This is a genomic window from Bifidobacterium asteroides (genome assembly GCF_003202695.1).
Classification (GTDB): Bacteria; Actinomycetota; Actinomycetes; order Actinomycetales; family Bifidobacteriaceae; genus Bombiscardovia; species Bombiscardovia asteroides_G.
This window is the reverse complement of sequence record NZ_QGLL01000006.1, coordinates 302,025-321,409: the sequence shown is the minus strand read 5'-3', so window position 1 is coordinate 321,409 and position 19,385 is coordinate 302,025. Positions and strand designations below refer to the sequence as shown.

Here is a 19,385-nt window from a genome sequence, read left to right as displayed (position 1 = left end):
TCAATGACTCCTTCCGGCATATGACAGATTGGGCAGACTAACGGCATTCAGGTTCAGATGCCGCTGTTTGACCACGTTGACAGTGATATTTGCCGTCTTCAGGTCGCGCAGACGGCCCTGCACATCGCTGCGAGCCATCAAATCAGCCAAGGCGCCCTGATCGCCGATGGCCTCGATTTTGTAGGGGGCCTCAATGGAGGCGGTCCCCACCAAAATGGTCTGACCAGCCGTACGCACTGATGTCTGTGTCCCTATTCTATTGCCGTTGATCGCAATTGCTTCAGCCCCTGCTGACCAGAGTTTGGCTAGAAACCACTGCAGATCCTGGTCGGTGATCAGTTTGATCTGATCAGCATTATCCCGAGCATCCTTGGAGGCAATGGGGTTGGCCAGCGTGATGACGATGCCCTGGCCCTGCACCTTGCTGGTAGCGTTGGTCAGGTCATCAGCGGTTTGCGTGCGGTTCTGCCCTTTACCGCCCTCCTGAGCTGATAGCGTGTCGATATTGCTGTTAAGGTCCGAGATCTGACCGTTGAGATCATCGGCGCGCTTGCTGACCGTCTCCACCTGAGATATCAGCTTTTCCCGCACCTTTTGACGCGGGTCCCGGTGCAGCACCTGAACCACTCCCGTACCGGCCAAGCCGACAAGCACGCATATGACAAAAACAAGAATTCGGTTGATCCAGACGCTCAGCGGCGATCTGCGCTCAGCGGGCAGCAGCCTGGCATCCTCGAACATGGGGTCCATGGGGCGGTTAGTCAAATCATCAATCAGTCTCAGGGACTCATCGGCCATGCGCCGGCGCATGGATTCCTGAGCTGGCTCCGAGCTCTCCTGATCCACATAGTGACGTGTTAAACCCGCGCTGGAATGCGAAAAAGCCGCCCGGCGGTGAATCAGGGCACGGTCGGGCGGCACGGGGAAGGATTCTGGAGTCATCTGAGGCTCAGTCATGATGTCGGTCCTGACGAAGCAGCCCGATGCCCTGCCGGGCGTAGATCAGCCCTGCTAGCCAATAGAGGCCCACCCCCCAGATGACAGCTGCAAGAGCCACTAGGTGGAAAACGCGGAAAAAAGTAGCAGTGCCGACATCCGCGAAAATCAGGGCAGGTATGGCCAGCATAAGCACGGCCGTCCCAGTCTTGCCCGCGAAGTGCACCGGCAGAGGACCATAATCGTGCTGGGCCAGCGCAAGAACCAGCAGACCCATGAGCACATCCCGCGCACCGACCAGAGCCAGAAGCCACCAGGGAAGTATGGAGGCGATGCTCAGAGCAAGGATGGAGCAGAGGATGAGGAGACGATCAGCAACCGGATCCAGGATCTGGCCCAGCTTGCTGACCTGATTGAACCTCCTGGCGATGATCCCGTCCACGCCATCTGACAGAGCCGAAATCAACATGACTACCAGGGAGATGATCAGATGACGATTAGCCACCAGATAGGCAATAAGAGGTATGGACAGGATACGAAGCAGGCTGATGAAATTCGGCACAGTGAGAATTACCGACCGCGGCTCAGGGCTATACCTGCTGCGTGAAATTCGATCGATCAGTGCCATTCGACTACATTCTAGAAGCTTGAAGGGCTGTTACAAGGATGGCGCGCGCACCGATCCCATAGAGGCGGTCCATGAGGTTGTTTACCTGATCCCTGGGAACCATGGCCCTGACGGCCGCCCACTGCTTGTCATGCAGGGAGGAGACTGTCGGAGACTCATAGCCAGGCGTGATACCCACAGCCATGGCAACGCGCTCAACAGGAATATCATAATCCATCAAAACATAGCGGCGGGCTGTCAGCACACCCTCCAGCCTTCGGGACATGACCGCCAGGCGCTCATCATCAGGATCCAGGTGTGGCGACCTGATGAGAATCCCTTCCGACCGCAGAATAGGATCGCCGAAGATGCGAAGTCCGGCGTTACGCAGAGTGGTGCCAGTGGAGACCACATCGGCGATCAGATCGGCCACCCCAAGCTGGACGGAGGACTCCACCGCCCCATCCAGGTGGATCAGTTCGGCCTTAAGTCCCTTGTCGGCCAGGTAGTCGCCAAGAAGTCGGTCGAAGGTTGTGGCGATCCGCTTGCCGTCCACATCCTGCAGACTGTTGATAGAACTGGACTCCGGAGCGGCAAACCTGAAAGTGGAGGCGCCGAATCCCAACTGTGTGACCTCGACTGCCCCGGTCCCAGAGTTCAGCAAGAGATCACGTCCGGTGATACCCAGATCAATGGTTCCTAGACCGACATAGACCGCTATATCGTTGGGCCTCAGATAAAAGAGCTGGATGTCGTTGTCGACATCATCGACCACCAGCTGTCGATCGTTGGAACGCAGACGATAGCCAGACTCTGACAGCAGCCTCCATGCTGGCTGGGACAACATGCCTTTATTGGGCACCGCGACCTTCAACACGGCAACCTCCTAATTGCGGAAGCGAATCTACAGCGGGATAGGGTTGGGGATCACAGGTACCTGTATACATCCTCCAAGGTGATGCCCCGATCGATCATCATGACCTGCACATGATACAGCAGCTGGCTCATTTCCTCAGCCGTACGCTCCTTGCCCTCATACTCAGCGGCAATCCAGGTCTCCCCGGCCTCTTCATTGATCTTCTTGCCGATGAAATGCGTGCCTTTGTCCAGCTCATCAACAGTCAAGGAACCTTCTGGACGCTCCTTGGCCTTTGTTGTAAGCTCCTCAAACAACCCATCGAAGGTCTTCATCTGGCTATCTCCATTCTTCCCATAAAAGCGGTCAGTCCTTGTAGCTTACTTGGGCAGCCTGCCTGATCTGGTCAATGGCCTTGGCCGGATCATCAGCGCCATAGACGGCAGAGCCTGCCACCAGGACATCAGCTCCGGCCCCAGCCACAATGGGAGCTGTAGCGGGGCTTACCCCGCCGTCCACCTGTATGCGGGTCCCAAGGCCGCGAGAAGTGATCTGGTCACGCAGGCGACGGGTCTTGGCCATCTGACTGTCTAGGAACTTCTGACCCCCGAAACCTGGCTCCACAGTCATGACCAGAATCATGTCAAACTCATCAAGAATATCGAAGATGGGCTCCACGGGCTCAGCCGGGCGAACGGCCAGGCAGGCCTTGACCCCCATATCATGCAACTGACGGGCCAGACGCACCGGAGCATGCACAGCCCCGGTGTGGAAGGTAACGGATGCAACACCCAGCTTGGCGAACTCAGGGGCCCAGCGGTCAGGGTCCTCGATCATCAGATGCACGTCCACCGGCAAATCGGTCACCTGGCAGATACGCTCCACCACGGGCTCACCAATCGTCAGGTTGGGAACAAAGTGGTGATCCATCACATCGACATGGACCATATCGGCATTGGCAATAGCCTTGAGATCCCGCTCCAAGTTAGCGAAATCGGCGGAAAGAATGCTGGGTGCTATCTGAATGCTCATGCAGATTATTCTATGTTGTACGGAAGACCGCCGGGGGCGGTTTGTGGCCCAATTGCACAAGTCCCGACTCTTGGGCAGCAGCCTCTGTCCTATTTGCTCTTGGTCAAGGACTCCTGACGATCCTCGAGCTCGGTGATGGTCCGAAGCTTTTCGGACAACAAAGAAGTGGGCTTGCCCTTGCGCGCTATGAGCACAAAGGCCGCAGCAGCCAGGATGAAAACGATCATGGAAACCCAAACGTTAACCCTGACTCCCAGGAATTCATGGGCGAAGTCGATGCGCAGGGCCTCGATCCATGTGCGCCCCAGGGTGTACCACATCACATACAAGGCGAAGAGAGATCCGGCCTTGAGGACGTTCGCCATCTTGCGGCCGATCCAGACCAGGAGCGCCGCACCAATAAGATTCCAAATCATCTCATACAGAAATGTGGGCTGGAAGAGGGTTCCAGTCGGACAGGTGGCCCCGTCATAGCACTGCTCGCTGCTGCCAATAGCGGAACCAGCTGCATCGATCTTCAGTCCCCAGGGCAGTGTGGTGGGAGCACCGTAGAGTTCCTGGTTGAACCAGTTGCCCAGCCGACCGATGGCCTGGGCAACCAGAAGGGCTGGAGCCACGCTGTCAGCCAGAAGGGCGGTCGGATAATTCTTGTGACGGCACCAAGCCCAGGCCGCCAGGGCTCCCAGGAGGACTGCACCCCAGATGCCCAGACCGCCACGCCAGATGCGAAGAATGTCGGCCGGATTGCCACCAGCCCCAAAGTAGCGTTCCGGGGTGGTGATGACATGGTAGAGCCGTGCGCCAATGATGCCAGCCGGCACCGCGCAGATGGCGATGTCAAGAATCTGGTCAGTCCGGCCACCCTTCTTCTTCCAGCGTCTGGCCGTGATCCAGGCAGCCACGATAATGGCCAGGAGCATAGTCAGGGCATAGAACCTGATGGTGACAAGCCCTAGGTGAAAGCTGGATATTCCCGGCGATGGAATGTAGGCAAGCGTCATAAGGCCTACATTCTAGCCCTTGGACTTTACAGCCCCTCTCACTTTCCGGGATGGGATATACCCCAACGCAGATCTGAGCAAACCTCAGCCAGGTCCGCCAGTGCCCTTTTGCGGTCCTTTTGCGACTTGCCATGGTCGTCCAGAAAGCAGTGAACCAAGGCCGAGCCGACGATCACCCCGTCTGCGTAGGCGCCGACCTGAGAGGCCTGCTGGGCAGTCGAAACTCCGATGCCCACGCAAACATAAGGAGCGCCAGCCTGCCTGACCCTTGCAACCAGATCCTTGGCCGAGTCGGACATGCTGACCTGTTCGCCGGTCACGCCCATCCTTGAGGCCGCGTAGACGAATCCTCTGGCAGCTCGGGATGTGAGCTGCAGACGTGCATCCGTGGAATCCGGCGAGACCAGATAGACTCGGTCAAGGCCATACCGGTCCGACTGTTCTATCCATTCCCCGGATTCGTCCACTATCAGATCAGGAGTGACAAGTCCAGACCCCCCTGCCTGGGCCATGCGCTCGGCAAAATCCGCTACACCGTGATGCATGATCAGGTTCCAGTAGCTCATGACCAGGGCCCTTGCGCCGTCCGCCTGAACTTGCTGGACTGCGTCGAAGACGCCTTCGACTTTGACGCCATTGTCGATGGCGCACTTGCTGGCCGCCTGGATGACTGGACCATCCATGACCGGATCGCTGTAGGGCAGTCCTATCTCGACGATATCGACACCGCTGTGCACCATGACCCGCATAGCCTCCAGAGATGTGGGCACATCAGGGAATCCATAGGGGAAATATCCGATGAAGGCTGGCCTGCCCTGCCGACGAAGAGTTTGCAGCGTGGTCGCCACCGGGCTGGATGCTCGGCTGAATCCCTTAGGCTGGTTTGGGACTTCTTGACGTACATGGCCGACCATCATCGGGCCTCCTCATCCGCTTGACCGTTCTGGCCATGTCCGCCCTGAGCCTCTAGAGCGCTGGCCTCCTGCTCGGACAGGTAGCCGAACCACCTGCCTGCTGTGGCTACATCCTTATCGCCTCTGCCCGAGACATTGATCAGAATGACGGGATTGTCGATTCCTCTGGACAAAAGGTCAGCGGCCGCCTTGCTGGCACCGGCTAAGGCATGCGAGGACTCCAGAGCAGGAATGATGCCTTCGGTTCGGCAGAGATCGCTGAAAGCCTGCATAGCCTCCTTATCAGTTGCATAGTCGTACTTGACCCGGCCCATGTCGTGCAGCCAGGCATGCTCTGGACCAACCGATGCGTAATCAAGGCCGGCGGAGATTGAATAGGTGTCCATGGTCTGGCCCTGACCGTCCTCCAAAAGATAGGACCTGGTTCCCTGGAAGACGCCGACCTGGCCTGTGCCGGGCGACAGACGGATGGCATGCTTGCCCGACCTGGGCCCGTTTCCGCCGGCTTCGTAAGCGTAAAGGAAAACCCGCGGATCATCCAGAAAAGTGTTCATGATGCCGATGGCGTTGGAGCCTCCGCCGACGCAGGCCACAACCCCGTCAGGGTGGTCGATGCCGTATGTGGAAAGCTGAGCGGAGGCCTCTTCGCCGATGACCTTCTGAAAGTCCCTGACGATGGTCGGGAAGGGATGAGGGCCGGCAACCGTGCCCAAGAGATAGTGGGTGGACTTCACGTTGGTCACCCAGTCGCGCAGGGCCTCGTTGATAGCATCTTTGAGAATCCTGGTTCCGGTAGTTACCTCGACGACTTCAGCTCCCAGCATTTTCATTCTGGCCACGTTTAGGGCCTGCCTACGGGCATCGACCTCTCCCATGTAGATACGGCACTTGAAGCCCAGGAGGGCGCAGACCGTGGCCGTGGCCACGCCATGCTGCCCGGCCCCGGTCTCTGCTATGACGCGGCTCTTGCCCATGCGTTTGACCAAAAGCCCTTGGCCCAGGGCGTTGTTGATCTTGTGGGCGCCCGTATGGTTCAGGTCCTCCCTCTTCAGAAATACCCTGACCTGACCGCCAACCCGATCGCTGATCAGTTTGGCGAACCGAGGAGCCGGCGTCAAGGCCGAGGGGCGCCCAACATACACGCGGTTGAGCCTATTCAGCTCCTCACGGAAGGCCGGATCAGCCTTGGCTTCCTTATAGACGCGCTCCAGCTCGTCAAGGGCGCCGACCAGGGCCTCAGGCACGAAGCGTCCGCCGTAGGGTCCAAAATAGGGACCGTCATGGGTCGAGAGGGGCCTGGCCTCGGCGGCCTTAAATCGGTGACCGGCCTGAACCAGCAAGCGAACTGTCCCTTCCTGATCCTGGGAGGTGACCAGGCCTTCTCCTACTAGAACAGCATCAGCACCCGCCTGGGCATATTGCTCCAGCTCGACTGTGCCGAACACCCCCGACTCGGCGACCTTGACCACGTCCTTGGGCAGTTTGGAGGCGAGCCGGGCATACTGGCCAACGTCAACACTCAGATCCTTCAGATTGCGAGCGTTGATGCCGACGACCTGGGCGCCAGCCGCTATGGCGCGCTCGATCTCCTGCTGATCATGCGTCTCAACAAGAGCAGTCATACCCAGGCTCCCGGCAAGCTCAAGCAAATGTCTGAGTAGGGCGTCATCCAGAGCTGCCACGATCAGCAGGATCATATCAGCACCGCTGGCCCTGGATTCCCAGACCTGGTAGTCGGAAACGATGAAGTTCTTGTTGAGCACGGGAATTCCCACGGCCTGTCTGACCTGTTGCAGATCATCCAAAAATCCCAGGAAACGCCTGCCCTCGGTAAGAACCGATATGGCCGAAGCACCCCCGTTGGCATACCGTCGGGCCAGGACGGCGGGATTTCTGATATCGGCAAGGTACCCCTTGGAGGGCGAAGCGCGCTTGATCTCCGCAATGACCGGAATGCCGGCGCTTTCCCTGAGCAGCCTGGCGGCATCCAGAGGTTTGCGCCTCATGTTCCCGACCTGTTTCTTGAGTTCTTCCAGGGATACCTCCTGCGCACGGTTCCGCGCATCCTCCGCAGCGCCCGCCACAAGTTCATCCAAGATGGTCCTAGAGCCTTTCCGGCCGGCTTCCTGTGTGTTCCCTGTCTCGGTCTTAACGTCTTTCTGCACTGGATTGCCCTTCCTTGTTCTGCATTTGCATCTGTGCGCGATTGCCCTGCACCGCAGACAGGGGGCCTCCGGCTTCAAAACACGATCTGTGTCCTGTGTGGCAGGCCGCACCCACCTGGTCGACTTCGACTAGGAGCGCGTCTCCGTCGCAGTCAATACTGACCCCCTTGACGTATTGGACATGCCCGGAGGTGTCGCCTTTGCGCCAGTATTCCTGCCTGGAGCGGGACCAGAAAGTCACCCTTCCCGTGGTCAAGGTCCGTCTGAGGGCTTCTTCGTCCATGTACCCGACCATGAGCACTTGACGGCTGTCGTACTGCTGTACAACAGCGGCCACAAGCCCTTGATCGTTCTTCTTGAGTCGTGCCGCTATACTCGGATCCAGACGTTCTTTCTGATTATTCGAAGACTGTGACATTGGTCCCCGCCCTCCTCGTTTCAGTTAATTTGTCCGACATGTCCTAGTCGGTTGCACTTTTATGGTATAAGCATGGTTTTCAGATAGCTGCTCGCATAGCCTGCAGATGCCGTTGCACCAGGTGGTGCAGAAATTATTTGCCAGACAGGTTCAGGCCTGCCATCGAACCGGATATCCGGCCGCATGGAGCGCCTGCTTGACGTCATTGATGGACAATTGGCCAAAGTGGAAGACGGAAGCCGCCAGAACCGCATCGGCTCCGGCCTTGATGGCGGGAGGAAAATCAGCAGCCTTGCCTGCTCCTCCGCTGGCGATGAGGGGGAGAGATACAGCCTTGCGCACGTCGGCGATCATCTCCAGGTCGAATCCCTGACGTGTGCCGTCCGCATCCATGGAATTGAGCAGGATCTCACCGGCTCCGAGCTCCTGGGCCTGCCTGACCCAGTCGATGGCATCGATGCCGGTGGAACGGTGGCCACCCATAGTGGTCACTTCATATCCCGAGATGATTCCCTGTGCATCGGAACGGCGGGCATCGACCGAAAGCACCAGGACCTGACGACCGAAACGCTGGGCAATGTCGCCAATGACCTGTGGGTTGGCAATGGCAGCTGTGTTGATGCCGACCTTGTCCGCTCCCGACCTCAGAAGCGTATCCACATCCTGCGGGGTGCGTACGCCTCCACCGACGGTCAGCGGGATGAAGATCTGATCGGCAGTGTTCTGGACAAGGTCCACCATTGTGGCTCGTCCGCTGCCCGAAGCAGTCACATCCAAAAAGGTCAGTTCGTCGGCGCCCTGTTGGTAGTATGCGGAAGCCAGTTCAACAGGGTCACCAGCATCGCGCAGATTCTTGAAGTGGACGCCTTTGACCACACGACCCTGGTCGACATCAAGGCAGGGAATGACACGAACCGCTACCGCCATGCGACCTGCCCTCCCGCCTAAACCAATTTGTTTGAGTCACGACCTTAGCTTCTCTATGCCCCTAAGGGTAAGGCATGTCCACATTGCAGAACGCTGAATCAGGCCTGGAGCTTGACGGCCTTGGCTGCCAGCTGTCCGCAGGCGCCGTCGATGTCGGATCCGCGGGTGTCCCTCATGGTTGCAGCAATGCCCGCCTTGTGGAGGATGTCCAGGAAGCGCTGCTCATCTTCGGGCTTGGAGGCCGTCCACCGTGAGCCCTCAATCGGATTCAGGGGTATGGGGTTGACGTGCGCCCAGTCGTCCCCGTAGTGGTTAAGGCGCTTGGCTAGAAGGCGGGCATGCTCGGCCTGGTCGTTGATGCCGCGCATCAGGGCGTACTCGATGCTGACCCGTCTGCCGCTGACACGATAGTATTCGTGAGCAGCATCCAGGACCTGAGTGGTATTGAAACGCCGGTTCATGGGGACTAATTCGTCGCGCAGCCTGTCACTGGGAGCATGAAGGGAGACGGCCAGACGGACCGGTATCCCCTCTCGAGTCAGCTTGCGGATGCCGGGCACGACGCCGACCGTGGAAACGGTGATGTTCCTGGCCGAGATGCCGAATCCCTTAGGTGGCAGTGCGCTGATCTGCCTGACTGCGGAAAGCACAGCCCGATAGTTGCCCATGGGCTCACCCATTCCCATGAAGACGATGTTGCTCAGGCGCCCCGGACCTCCGGCAACCTGTCCGGACCGCATCATGCTGGATGCGGCCCTGACCTGTTCCAGAATCTCACCGGTTGACATGTTCCGAGTCAATCCAAGCTGACCTGTGGCGCAGAAGGGGCAGCCCATGCCGCAGCCGACCTGGCTGGAGATGCAGAGGGTGGCCCTGGAGGGATAGCGCATGAGCACGGACTCAATCCTGGACCCATCGAAGAGCTCCCAGAGGGTCTTGATCGTCGTTCCTTGATCCGCCTTCTGGACAGTGACCGGGGTAATCAGCTCTGGAAAGAAGCAACGCGCGGCCTCTTGACGGCTGGACGCAGGAAGATCCGTGAAGTCGTGCGGATTGATGGACAGATGGCTGAAATAGTGGTTGGCCAGCTGCGAGACCCGGAATTTCGGCAGGTTCAGTTGAGCGCAGACCTCCTGACGCTCCCGCTGGTCCATATCCGTAAAGTGACGCGGCGGCTTGCCTCGACGCGCGTGGTCGGCCGCAAGCACGTCCCTGAAGGCACCATCCTTGCCTCCGGGAGTGATGCCGGTTTCAGGCTCGGCATCAGCCATGTCGACATCTGTCATACCTTTACCTCATCCTGTATCAGTCATCCGACGGCCCCTCTGAGCATAGACCATCAATTCCGGTCACAGACCAGTGACCAAAAGAACCAGTGTGATGAAGGGTGCAGACATGAGGATGGAATCCACCCTATCCAGCACCCCGCCATGGCCCTTGAGCAGGTGGCCCATGTCCTTGATCCCAAGGTCGCGCTTGATCAAGGAGGCGCTCAGATCACCCAGAGTGCCTGTGGCTCCGACCATGATGCCCATGAGCAGGGCGACCCACCAGATTCGTCCCCAATCCGCCATGGGATAGGCGGCTGCGAAAATGACCAGGGCGCCAACCAGGCAGCAGAGCATGGAGCCTGCCAGTCCCTCCATGGACTTGCCGGGCGAGATGCGGGGCGAAATCTTGTGCTTGCCGAAGAGCGAGCCGAAGAGAAGACCGCCGATGTCGCTTAAGGCGGGCAGGAAAATCACCATGAAAGCATGTGCGGCAGGATGCCCGCCGAAAGTGGTGGGCAGGGTTATCAGACAGGCAAGAAACGTGATATAGACAACGGTCAGAAGGGTGACGCCCACATTGGCCAGGCTGCTTGACCGGCTCTCCCCCTTGGCGACACCATAGGAGGCATCGGCCATGGTCTGTGCATCCTTGACCGACAGCTTGGCATTGACCGCCTTGACCAGACGACCACCCAGGCGATGGCTGCGGGTGGCCGCAAGAGCTCCAACCACGGCAGTGGCCAGAACACCGGCAGTCATGACCGCTACATGATCCGACGCATAGAAAGAGGCCAGCATGGTGGCCGCCGAGCAGATCCATAGTTCAACTACCGGTATATGCAGACCCGCAGTGGCGAAGTCCACCCTGAGCTCCCAGAGACCCAAGGTCATGAAAATCACGATCAGATAGATGAATGCGTCGATGCGTACCAGTATGCAGGCCAGGATGATGACCACCAGAAGCGCGCCAGTGGCCACCGCCTGCGGCATATTTCGCCCGGTTCGCTTGTTCAGGTTTGCGACGGCATCCTGGCCTGCCTTCTCGGCGGAGCTTTCCTTAGTACTCATGAACAGTGGATCCTCCCCCAAGCAGATCAGACCTCGAGGATCTCCTTCTCCTTGGCATCCAGGAGCTGGTCGATCATGTCGTTCTTTTGCTTGGTGACGGTCTCCAGCTCCTTCTGCAGCCGGTTGCCCTCGTCCTCGCCCAAGTCGCCATCCTTGACCTTGGCCTCCAGCTCCTCCTTGGCCTTGCGCCGGATGTTGCGGACAGCCACCTTGCCCTCCTCGGCCTTATTCTTGGCCAGCTTGACGTAGTCCCGACGGCGCTCCTCGGTCAGCTCGGGCATGGTGACCCTGATGACATTGCCGTCACGGCTGGGGTTGACGCCCAAGTCGGAGTCACGGATGGCCTTCTCGACTGCACCTGCCTGTGAGGGGTCGAAGGGGGTAACGGCCAGCGTACGAGGTTCCGGGACACCAATGGAGGCCAGCGACTTGATAGGGGTAGGAGTGCCGTAATACTCCACCATGATGTCGTTGAGGAAGGAGGGGTTGGCGCGCCCGGTTCTGATTCCCGAGAAGTTCTCCTTGGTCGCCTCGATGCTCTTGTCCATCTGCCTTCCGGCCTGATCCACCACTGTGGTCATGATCTGCTCCTTGCTGTAAGAACCATCCGCCTGTGCGCGCAGGGTCCGTCATCTTATACTCTACGGTCATGGGGACACGGGGCCAAGCGGCGCGGGACGTGCCCGCAGCCAGTCAGAGGGTACGATCAGGACCCCCGTGGACCAGTGTGCCAAGCCGCTGGCCCTCAAGCGCTCCAGTCACGTTGCCTTCACCCTCCAGTCCGAAGACGCGAATGGGCATGTCGTTGTCCCGGGCCATGGACAGAGCTGCCGCGTCCATAACCGCCAAATTGTCTACCAGGGCCCGCTGGTAGCTTAGATTGGTGAACATGCGCGCAGAAGCCTGCTTGTGTGGATCAGCCGTATACACGCCATCCACCCCGTTCTTGCCCATGACGACTTCGACGCAGTGGATCTCCAAGGCCCGTTGGATGGATACTGTGTCTGTAGAGAAGTAGGGCATGCCGGATCCGGCACCGAAAATAACCACGCGCCCTTTCTCCAAGTGACGAATGGCCTTAAGCGGGATGTAGGGCTCGGCCACCTGGCCCATGGTGATGGCTGTCTGCACTCTGGTAGCCTGTCCGGCCTGCTCCAGGAAGTCCTGCAGGGCCAGGCAGTTCATGACCGTGCCCAGCATGCCCATGTAGTCGCCGCGCGAGCGTTCGATTCCGGCCTGGCTGAGTTCGGCTCCACGGAAGAAGTTACCGCCGCCCACCACAATGGCCACCTGGACACCGGTGTGCACCGCCTGAACGATCTCCCTGGCCACGCGCTTGACCACCTGCACGTCAATGCCGACCTCGCCTCCACCGAAGGCTTCTCCGGAGAGCTTGAGCAGCACACGACGAGGCGATGCTGAGTTTTGCGCTGAATCGGATCCGGTCATAAAAGCCCTTTCTCCAGACAATGACAGGCGGAATACGCCGTTCATAGCGTAGCCGGATTGGCCGACAACTTCGCCTGACATCGGTCCTAGAACATAAGAAGGGGAGCGGCCATAACAACCGCTCCCCTCCCCCGGATGCCGGTCGCCCGCTGATCCAATCAGTCAGGATCAGGCGAGGCTGCCAAAGGCACTGCAGAGATGGCTATTACTCCTCATCGCCCTTGCCGACCTCGAGACGAGCAAAGGCCAAAGCCTTGCCGCCTACCTGCTTGAAGAGGTCGCCGACGGTCTTGGAAGTGTCCTTGACATACTGCTGCTCCAACAGTACTGACTCCTTGAAGAAAGCGTTCAGACGCCCCTCGACGATCTTGGGAATGATCTTCTCAGGTTTGCCCTCGGCCTGAGATTTCTCGGTGGCCACGCGACGCTCGGACTCCACCACGTCAGCGGGCACATCCTCGCGGCTGAGCCACTTAGGGCTCATGGCGGAGATCTGCAAAGCCACCTCATGAGCGACCTGGGCGCCAGCCTCATCAGTGGCGATCATGGCCACGATGGAGGGAGGCATTTCCACGGACTTGCGGTGGGCGTAGATCTCCACGCGTGGACCCTCAACCCGGGCCACCTGACCGACCTTGACGTGCTCGTGGAAGAGCGCGCCGGCTTCCTCCACGGTCTCCTTAACGGTGCCTGACTTGGACGGAGCGGCGTCGACCTGCTCGGCGTTGGAGGCATCAGCCTTAGCCACGTCACCGATGACCTCCTGTCCGAAATCGACGAATTGGGGCGTCTTGGCCACGAAGTCTGTCTCGGAATTGAGCTCGACGGCGTAGCCGATCTGACCCTGACCGCCCTCTACGACGGTGGAAGCGATCAGGCCCTCCTGAGCCTTACGGCCCTCACGGGCGCCTGCGGCCTGGATGCCGGTGGCGCGGATGATCTCCTTGGCGCGAGCCATGTCGCCCTCGGCCTCAGTCAGTGCCTTCTTGACGTCCATCATGCCGGCGCCGGTCTGGTCGCGCAGCTCCTTGATCAGTGCAGCGGTGATTTTTGCCATGAAACTCTCCTATCTGGTCTCTCCGGACTGTTGGCCCGAAAAGATTCCTGGATGCATCTATCTAGGCGCCAGATTTCAGGCGGCCTGGTCCGCAGCGGGAGTCTCCTGCTGCTGTTCTTCGGTCTCCTGGGTCTGTTCCTGCGGCTGTCCGTCCTTATTCTCCAGCAGGTTCTTCTCCCACTCGGCCATGGGCTGGTCGGAGGCCTCCTCGGTCTTGGCGGCCTTGCCAGAGCGCTCCAACAGACCATCAGCCACGGCATCGGCCATCAGCCGAGTCAGCAGCTCTACACCGCGAATGGCATCGTCGTTGGCAGGAATGGGGTAGGTGACGAGCTCAGGATCCGTGTTGGTGTCCACCAGAGCCACGACCGGGATACCCAGCTTGTTGGCCTCGGAGACAGCCAAGGCCTCCTTGTTGATATCGACTACGAACAGAGCCGAGGGGGTGCGGTTCATGTTGCGGATGCCGCCCAGCTGACGCTCCAGCTTGTCCTTCTCCCGCCTCAGGAGCAGCAGCTCCTTCTTGGTCAGCCCCGAGCCGTGTACATCGTCGAAGTCCATCTCCTCCAGCTCCTTCAAGCGGCCTACCCGCTTGGTCACAGTCTGGAAGTTGGTCAGCATGCCGCCCAGCCAGCGCTCGGAGACGTAGGGCATGTTCACGCGAGTGGCCTGAGCCTTGATGGCCTCCTGGGCCTGCTTCTTTGTCCCCACGAAGAGCACAGTGCCGTTGTGAGCCACGGTCTGCTTGATGAAGTCATAGGCCTGGTCGATCAGACCGAGCGACTTGAAGAGGTTGATGATGTGAATGCCATTGCGCTCCATCAGGATGTACTGCTTCATCTTGGGATTCCAACGACGGGTCTGATGTCCGAAGTGGACGCCGGCCTTCAGCATTTCGCTCATGGTGATCTGTGCCATGTCCGTACCTTTCATTGTCGGTTATTGCCTGGCCATGTGCACCTGCGTGCAACTCCGGGGAGCCGACCGACACAGGACGTCGCGGACATGGCGCGAATTTGCGGCGTGCGTTTGTGAATACTCTTAGTGCGCCTGCCCACCCGTGACAGCAGACCTGCGCAATGACACGCCAAGTAGTTACAATACCCGAGACCAATGACCTCGGGCATTGTAATTCGCTCTCTGCCTACCTGGCTGATCTCAGCTGCTGCATAGCCATGCGGCGGACATCGCTCTCCAGCCGATCCACATAGACATGGCCGTCCAGGTGATCGCACTCGTGCTGGATCATCCGCCCCATGATGCCGTGACCTTCAAGAGTCACCGTCTTGCCGTCCAGGTCAATGCCGTGGGCTCTGGCGTAATCGGCCCGCCTGGTCGGATACCAAAGGTTGGGCAGGGACAGACATCCCTCCTCGCCATACTGCTCGCCGGAGGTCTTGTCGATGACCGGATTGATGATGTAGCCTACCTTGCCGCCGATGTTGTATGAAAAGACACGCAGGCCCACGCCGATTTGATTGGCCGACAAGCCGGCCCTGCCCGGGTCGTCAACAGTGTCCACCAGGTCATGCACCAGTCTGCGCACAGCCGGTGTGATGCTGGTCACTGGATCGCAGGGGGTGCGCAAAACCGGATCGGGAACCACTCTGATCGTACGAATCGCCACTACCTACTCCTCGTCATTCCGGCCGTCGCGGCCGTCCTTCTCGTTCTCTGACGCAACTTCCTCTTGGCGGCCATCACGCTTGCGCCCGGTCATGCTGGCTAGGGAATCGCTCATAGTGGTCCGTGCCCTGCTCACAAGGTCACTCTCCTTGGCAGCCGGCTTGGCTGGCGTCCTGGGCGCATAGAGGACCTTGTCCACAAGTTCTGCATACTGACGGAGCACCTCGGGGCGCACTACCTTGAGGCTGGGAGTCAGAGTGCCGTCCTCCTGACTGAAGTCCTTGTCCAGTACCAGGAACTTGCGCACCGACTCGGCTCGCGAGACGTTGCAGTTGGCCTTGTCCACATACTGCTGGATAAAGGCGTGGATGGCCTCGTTATGGCTGGCCTGCTCCATGCTCATGTCAGGGTCCAGACCCTGGGTGGTCAGCCAGGACTTCAGCATACCGGCATCCAGGGTGACCAAGGCGCCCACGAAGGGCCTGCCGTCACCCACGACCACGGCCTGGGAGACTATCGGACAGGTGCTGATGACGTCCTCCAAAGGCGCCGGGCTCACGTTCTTGCCGCCTGCGGTAATGATGACGTCCTTCTTGCGACCGGTGATAAAGACGAAGCCTTGGTCGTCGATCTGGGCCAGGTCGCCAGTATGTAGCCAGCCGTCCTTATCGAGAACGGTGGAATCCAGCTCAGGCCGGTGGTAATAGCCCATGAAGACGCTGGGACCCTTGACCATGAGCTCATCGTCGTCACTTAGCCTGACCGTGATGCCCGAACCAGGGCGGCCGACCGACCCAACCTCATTGGCATCCTCGAAGTTGACGATACAGGGGGCTGCAGTCTCGGTCATCCCATATCCCTGAATGAAAGTGATCCCGTCGATCCCGTTGAAGAAGTGGGCCAGATCGGCGTTCATAGGCGCGCCGCCACAAGCCAGGTAGCTCAAGTTGGAGCCCAAGGCGGACTCGATTGTGTTGCCGACGGTCTTGGTGTAGAAAGCATGGGCCAGGCGATTCAGAGGCGAATGGCCGCACCCCGCCTGCTCGTCCTTGGACCACTTGATAAAGTGCCTGGTGGCCTTGGCGAAGACCTTGCCGGCCATACCTGTGCCGGCCTTTTGCGAGGCGGCGTTATAGACCTTTTCGAAGACTCGGGGCACGCCCAGCAGATAGGTGGGCCGGAAGGTGCGCAGGTCAGTCAGCAGGTGCTTGGCGTTGGAGACATATCCCACCACACCCTGGGCGCCGATGGCCACGTACTGGATATAACGGGCGAAGCAGTGAGCAAGAGGCAGGAAGAGCATCAGGCGCGAGGGCGCTGCCAGCATGTGATAGAGCACATCCCAGCCCACGAAGACGATGTGGACAAAGTTCCGGTTGGAGAGCATGGCGCCCTTAGGCTCCCCGGTGGAGCCCGAAGTGTAGACGATGGTGGCCAGATCGTCGGCCTTGACCTGTGCGATGGCTTGATCCAGGCGCTCGTCGTCGATCCCTTGGCCGAATTCGCTGACTGCGTTCAGTCCACCAGCCTCGAAATTGAAGACGTACTTGAGTTTGGGTGAGGAACCGCGAACCTGCTCCAGGATCTGCGCATGCTCCGAGTCGCCCGCAAAGGCCAGAACGCAGTCCACGTCCTGAACAATTTTCTGGGCCTGATTGGGAGAGTCGGTCTCGTAGATGGGCACCGAGACCGCTCCAATGGCAGCGCATGCGAAGTCCGTGACCCCCCAGTCGTAACTGGTGGAAGCGTAGATGACCACGGTGCTGCCCTTTTCCACGCCTAGTGCCATCATGCCCTTAGCCACAGCACGGACCCGTGCGGACATCTGCCCGGCCTTGACATCGTGCCAGTTCCTGGTCATGGGATCCTGCCACTGGGCAACCAGCTCCTCGGGGTCACGGGCGACGCGCTTTTCCAGGAGCGAATAGATAGTGTCCTTGTCCGTCGTCGGGTGCTGAAGCTCGACGGTATATTCACGCAACATACCCACCATCATATGGGTTACCCCGCCAAAGCCGCCTCTTAGCCCATGTCGAAGCGTACGCAGACCCAGCGCGAACCGCTTCTGGCAACGATCAGGTTGGTCAGCACTGTACGCTCGCCGACCAGGAATCCGATGGTGGTTTCGTACCGGTCAGTGTCCACGCGATAGATCTCGACCAATGTAGGAATCAGTGGCAGGTAGGTCATGCCAGCATGATCCGCAGTCCGGACCATGCCCAGGTGCTGATCCTGCAGAAGCCGGGCCAGAAGGGACAATCGCTCCATGCAGACGCGGTTGAGCACACGATCCAGGCTCTTCATAGGCAAACGGCCCCGCAGCACATCAAAGACCCTGGACGCCAGTGCACACAGGTTTACGAGAATACGCTTAAGGTCCTCCGGCAGATCCTCATTCCCAACAGCGTCTCCCGGCCGGACGAAGTTGACGGTTCGCACTGTCAGTTTGATGTCGCCAAGTCCCAGAGGCACCTGTGTGCAAGTGGACGGCCACCAACCGCCATACTCCTGTTCTGTCATATCCTCGATTGCTTGATCACGATCCCAGGCCGGTGCCAGATCCATGTACTCCGTCATGCTTCTCCCTCGCACGTCGATGTGCTTGTCTCCCCCACTCCATGCCGACGAGGTGCATTGCGCAACCGATGCAACGACAGCAATTACGTCCAGAGTAGGAATGAGCAGAAGGATTGTAAAGGCCGGTTCAGGAATGTGGTCAACCTGAACCGGCCTCTGTACGGATTGTGGATAAATAGACGATAAATATCCTGTTTTCTGCTCAGCAGCGGATGGCAGGTGTCACTGCCACACGGCACTTCTGGAAGTTCTTGACATCCACATAGCCGGTGGATGCCATGGCCCGTCGCAAGGCCCCAATCAGATTCAGGCTCCCGTCCGTGCGATCGCTAGGTCCGAAAAGTATGCGCTCCAGGCTCCCCACCTTGCCGACCTGCACCCTGCGACCACGCGGCAGCTCAGGATGGTGGGCCTCGGCCCCCCAATGCATGCCTTGGCCGGGAGCCTCAGTGGCCTTGGCTAGGGGCGTGCCCAGCATGACCGCATCGGCCCCCATGGCCAAAGCCTTGACAAAGGACCCCGAGGTGCCGGTCTCCCCGTCGGCGATGACCTGAACGTAACGTCCGCCTGACTCATCCAAGTAGTCGCGACGCGCTTCAGCCACATCCGAGATGGCCGTGGCCATAGGGGCCTGAATTCCGATGGTGGCGGAGTCAGTCGAGGAGGCTCCCCCACCGAACCCGACCAGGACTCCAGCGGCACCCGTGCGCATCAGATGCAAGGCGGCCTGGTAGGTGGCGGCCCCGCCGACGATGACCGGAACGTCCAGGTCGTAAATGAACTTCTTCAAATCCAAAGGCTCATGGCTGGTTGAGACATGCTCAGCCGAGACCGCCGTTCCACGGATTACGAAGAGATCTACGCCGGCATCGACCACCGTGGCATAGAACTCTTGGGTGCGCTGAGGCGATAGAGCTCCAGCAACCGTGACTCCGGCCTTGCGAATCTCCTGCAGACGGCGGGTAATCAGCTCTGCCTTTACCGGCTCCCGGTAGGCCTCCTGAATGACCTCGGTCGCCTGCTCCGGCGAGGCATTGGCTATCCGGTCCAGCTGTGGACACGGATCCTCATATCGGGTCCACAGTCCCTCCAGGTCAAGCACGCCCAATCCGCCCAACCGTCCCAAAGCGATGGCCGTCTGCGGACTGGTGACCGAATCCATGGGCGCCGCCAGCAATGGCAGATTGAACTCGTAGGCATCCACCTGCCAGGCCGTGGAGACATCCTGGGGATCTCTGGTCCTCCTGGATGGGAGGATGGAGACATCGTCGAGCGTATAGGCCACCGTGGCCTTCTTGCCGAGACCGATTTCGATTTCCTGTGTCATGTCTGTCAGCCTAGCCCCTCATGATGACGCTCCGACGTGCTACGAACGGGTTACGGGCAGGGGGAACAGAGAGTAACAAACTTGGGATAAAACGGTTGGCGAGCGTAACTGCGGCATCGGGAACAGGATTCGTCCCCGATCCGCCGACCGATAG

Annotated in this window: 20 protein-coding genes; all 20 read right to left on the bottom strand. The window is 59.4% G+C overall.

Annotation, left to right across the window (positions count from 1 at the left end; translation table 11 throughout):
• Window positions 1–957, bottom strand: coding sequence for a DUF881 domain-containing protein (locus DKK75_RS03335; RefSeq protein WP_110452036.1), 957 nt, complete (start codon window positions 955–957; stop codon window positions 1–3).
• Complete coding sequence (locus DKK75_RS03330; protein WP_110452035.1) at window positions 950–1,564, bottom strand: CDP-alcohol phosphatidyltransferase family protein; 615 nt, start codon at window positions 1,562–1,564, stop codon at window positions 950–952. Before DKK75_RS03330 ends, DKK75_RS03335 begins: the two co-directional genes overlap by 8 nt.
• 4 nt (window positions 1,565–1,568) lie before the next feature.
• The gene (gene hisG / locus DKK75_RS03325; protein ID WP_110452034.1) at window positions 1,569–2,420 is read right to left on the bottom strand and encodes an ATP phosphoribosyltransferase; all 852 of its coding nucleotides are present in this window, start codon (window positions 2,418–2,420) and stop codon (window positions 1,569–1,571) included.
• A gap of 50 nt (window positions 2,421–2,470) precedes the next feature.
• Window positions 2,471–2,734, bottom strand: coding sequence for a phosphoribosyl-ATP diphosphatase (locus DKK75_RS03320; protein ID WP_110452033.1), 264 nt, complete (start codon window positions 2,732–2,734; stop codon window positions 2,471–2,473).
• A 31-nt stretch (window positions 2,735–2,765) separates the two neighbouring features.
• Window positions 2,766–3,431 carry a ribulose-phosphate 3-epimerase gene (gene rpe / locus DKK75_RS03315; protein WP_110452032.1) on the bottom strand — a complete coding sequence of 222 codons (666 nt, stop codon included), beginning with the start codon at window positions 3,429–3,431 and terminating at the stop codon, window positions 2,766–2,768.
• 89 nt (window positions 3,432–3,520) lie between these two features.
• Entirely contained in the window at window positions 3,521–4,432 is a 912-nt protein-coding gene (gene lgt, locus DKK75_RS03310) for a prolipoprotein diacylglyceryl transferase (protein ID WP_110452031.1), read from the bottom strand.
• Between the two features lie 38 nt (window positions 4,433–4,470).
• Entirely contained in the window at window positions 4,471–5,349 is an 879-nt protein-coding gene (trpA, locus tag DKK75_RS03305; RefSeq protein WP_375314991.1) for a tryptophan synthase subunit alpha, read from the bottom strand.
• Window positions 5,346–7,445, bottom strand: coding sequence for a tryptophan synthase subunit beta (gene trpB, locus DKK75_RS03300; protein ID WP_110452292.1), 2,100 nt, complete (start codon window positions 7,443–7,445; stop codon window positions 5,346–5,348). The genes trpA and trpB overlap by 4 nt, the downstream gene beginning before the upstream one ends.
• Window positions 7,446–7,494: 49 nt before the next feature.
• The gene (gene hisI, locus DKK75_RS03295) at window positions 7,495–7,929 is read right to left on the bottom strand and encodes a phosphoribosyl-AMP cyclohydrolase (protein ID WP_110452030.1); all 435 of its coding nucleotides are present in this window, start codon (window positions 7,927–7,929) and stop codon (window positions 7,495–7,497) included.
• A gap of 150 nt (window positions 7,930–8,079) precedes the next feature.
• Window positions 8,080–8,856, bottom strand: coding sequence for an imidazole glycerol phosphate synthase subunit HisF (hisF, locus tag DKK75_RS03290; RefSeq protein WP_110452029.1), 777 nt, complete (start codon window positions 8,854–8,856; stop codon window positions 8,080–8,082).
• Between the two features lie 98 nt (window positions 8,857–8,954).
• Window positions 8,955–10,142, bottom strand: coding sequence for a 23S rRNA (adenine(2503)-C(2))-methyltransferase RlmN (gene rlmN / locus DKK75_RS03285; RefSeq protein WP_110452028.1), 1,188 nt, complete (start codon window positions 10,140–10,142; stop codon window positions 8,955–8,957).
• Window positions 10,143–10,205: 63 nt separating this feature from the next.
• A complete protein-coding gene (locus DKK75_RS03280; protein WP_110452027.1) occupies window positions 10,206–11,195 on the bottom strand; it encodes a phosphatidate cytidylyltransferase in 990 nt (329 codons plus the stop codon).
• A gap of 26 nt (window positions 11,196–11,221) precedes the next feature.
• On the bottom strand, window positions 11,222–11,776 hold the full coding sequence (gene frr / locus DKK75_RS03275) for a ribosome recycling factor (RefSeq protein ID WP_110452026.1): 555 nt from the start codon (window positions 11,774–11,776) through the stop codon (window positions 11,222–11,224).
• Between the two features lie 112 nt (window positions 11,777–11,888).
• On the bottom strand, window positions 11,889–12,644 hold the full coding sequence (gene pyrH, locus DKK75_RS03270; protein ID WP_110452025.1) for a UMP kinase: 756 nt from the start codon (window positions 12,642–12,644) through the stop codon (window positions 11,889–11,891).
• Window positions 12,645–12,849: 205 nt separating this feature from the next.
• A complete protein-coding gene (gene tsf / locus DKK75_RS03265; RefSeq protein WP_110452024.1) occupies window positions 12,850–13,701 on the bottom strand; it encodes a translation elongation factor Ts in 852 nt (283 codons plus the stop codon).
• Between the two features lie 75 nt (window positions 13,702–13,776).
• Window positions 13,777–14,619 (bottom strand): 30S ribosomal protein S2, encoded by an 843-nt coding sequence (gene rpsB, locus DKK75_RS03260; protein ID WP_110452023.1) that lies wholly within the window; start codon window positions 14,617–14,619, stop codon window positions 13,777–13,779.
• A gap of 226 nt (window positions 14,620–14,845) precedes the next feature.
• Window positions 14,846–15,328, bottom strand: a complete 483-nt coding sequence (locus tag DKK75_RS03255; protein WP_110452022.1) for a peptide deformylase — start codon at window positions 15,326–15,328, stop codon at window positions 14,846–14,848.
• 3 nt (window positions 15,329–15,331) lie between these two features.
• Entirely contained in the window at window positions 15,332–17,311 is a 1,980-nt protein-coding gene (locus tag DKK75_RS03250; protein WP_110452021.1) for an AMP-dependent synthetase/ligase, read from the bottom strand.
• A gap of 38 nt (window positions 17,312–17,349) precedes the next feature.
• The gene (locus DKK75_RS03245; protein WP_110452020.1) at window positions 17,350–17,904 is read right to left on the bottom strand and encodes a hypothetical protein; all 555 of its coding nucleotides are present in this window, start codon (window positions 17,902–17,904) and stop codon (window positions 17,350–17,352) included.
• Between the two features lie 202 nt (window positions 17,905–18,106).
• Window positions 18,107–19,231 (bottom strand): GuaB3 family IMP dehydrogenase-related protein, encoded by a 1,125-nt coding sequence (locus DKK75_RS03240; RefSeq protein ID WP_110452019.1) that lies wholly within the window; start codon window positions 19,229–19,231, stop codon window positions 18,107–18,109.
• Window positions 19,232–19,385: the final 154 nt, after the last annotated feature.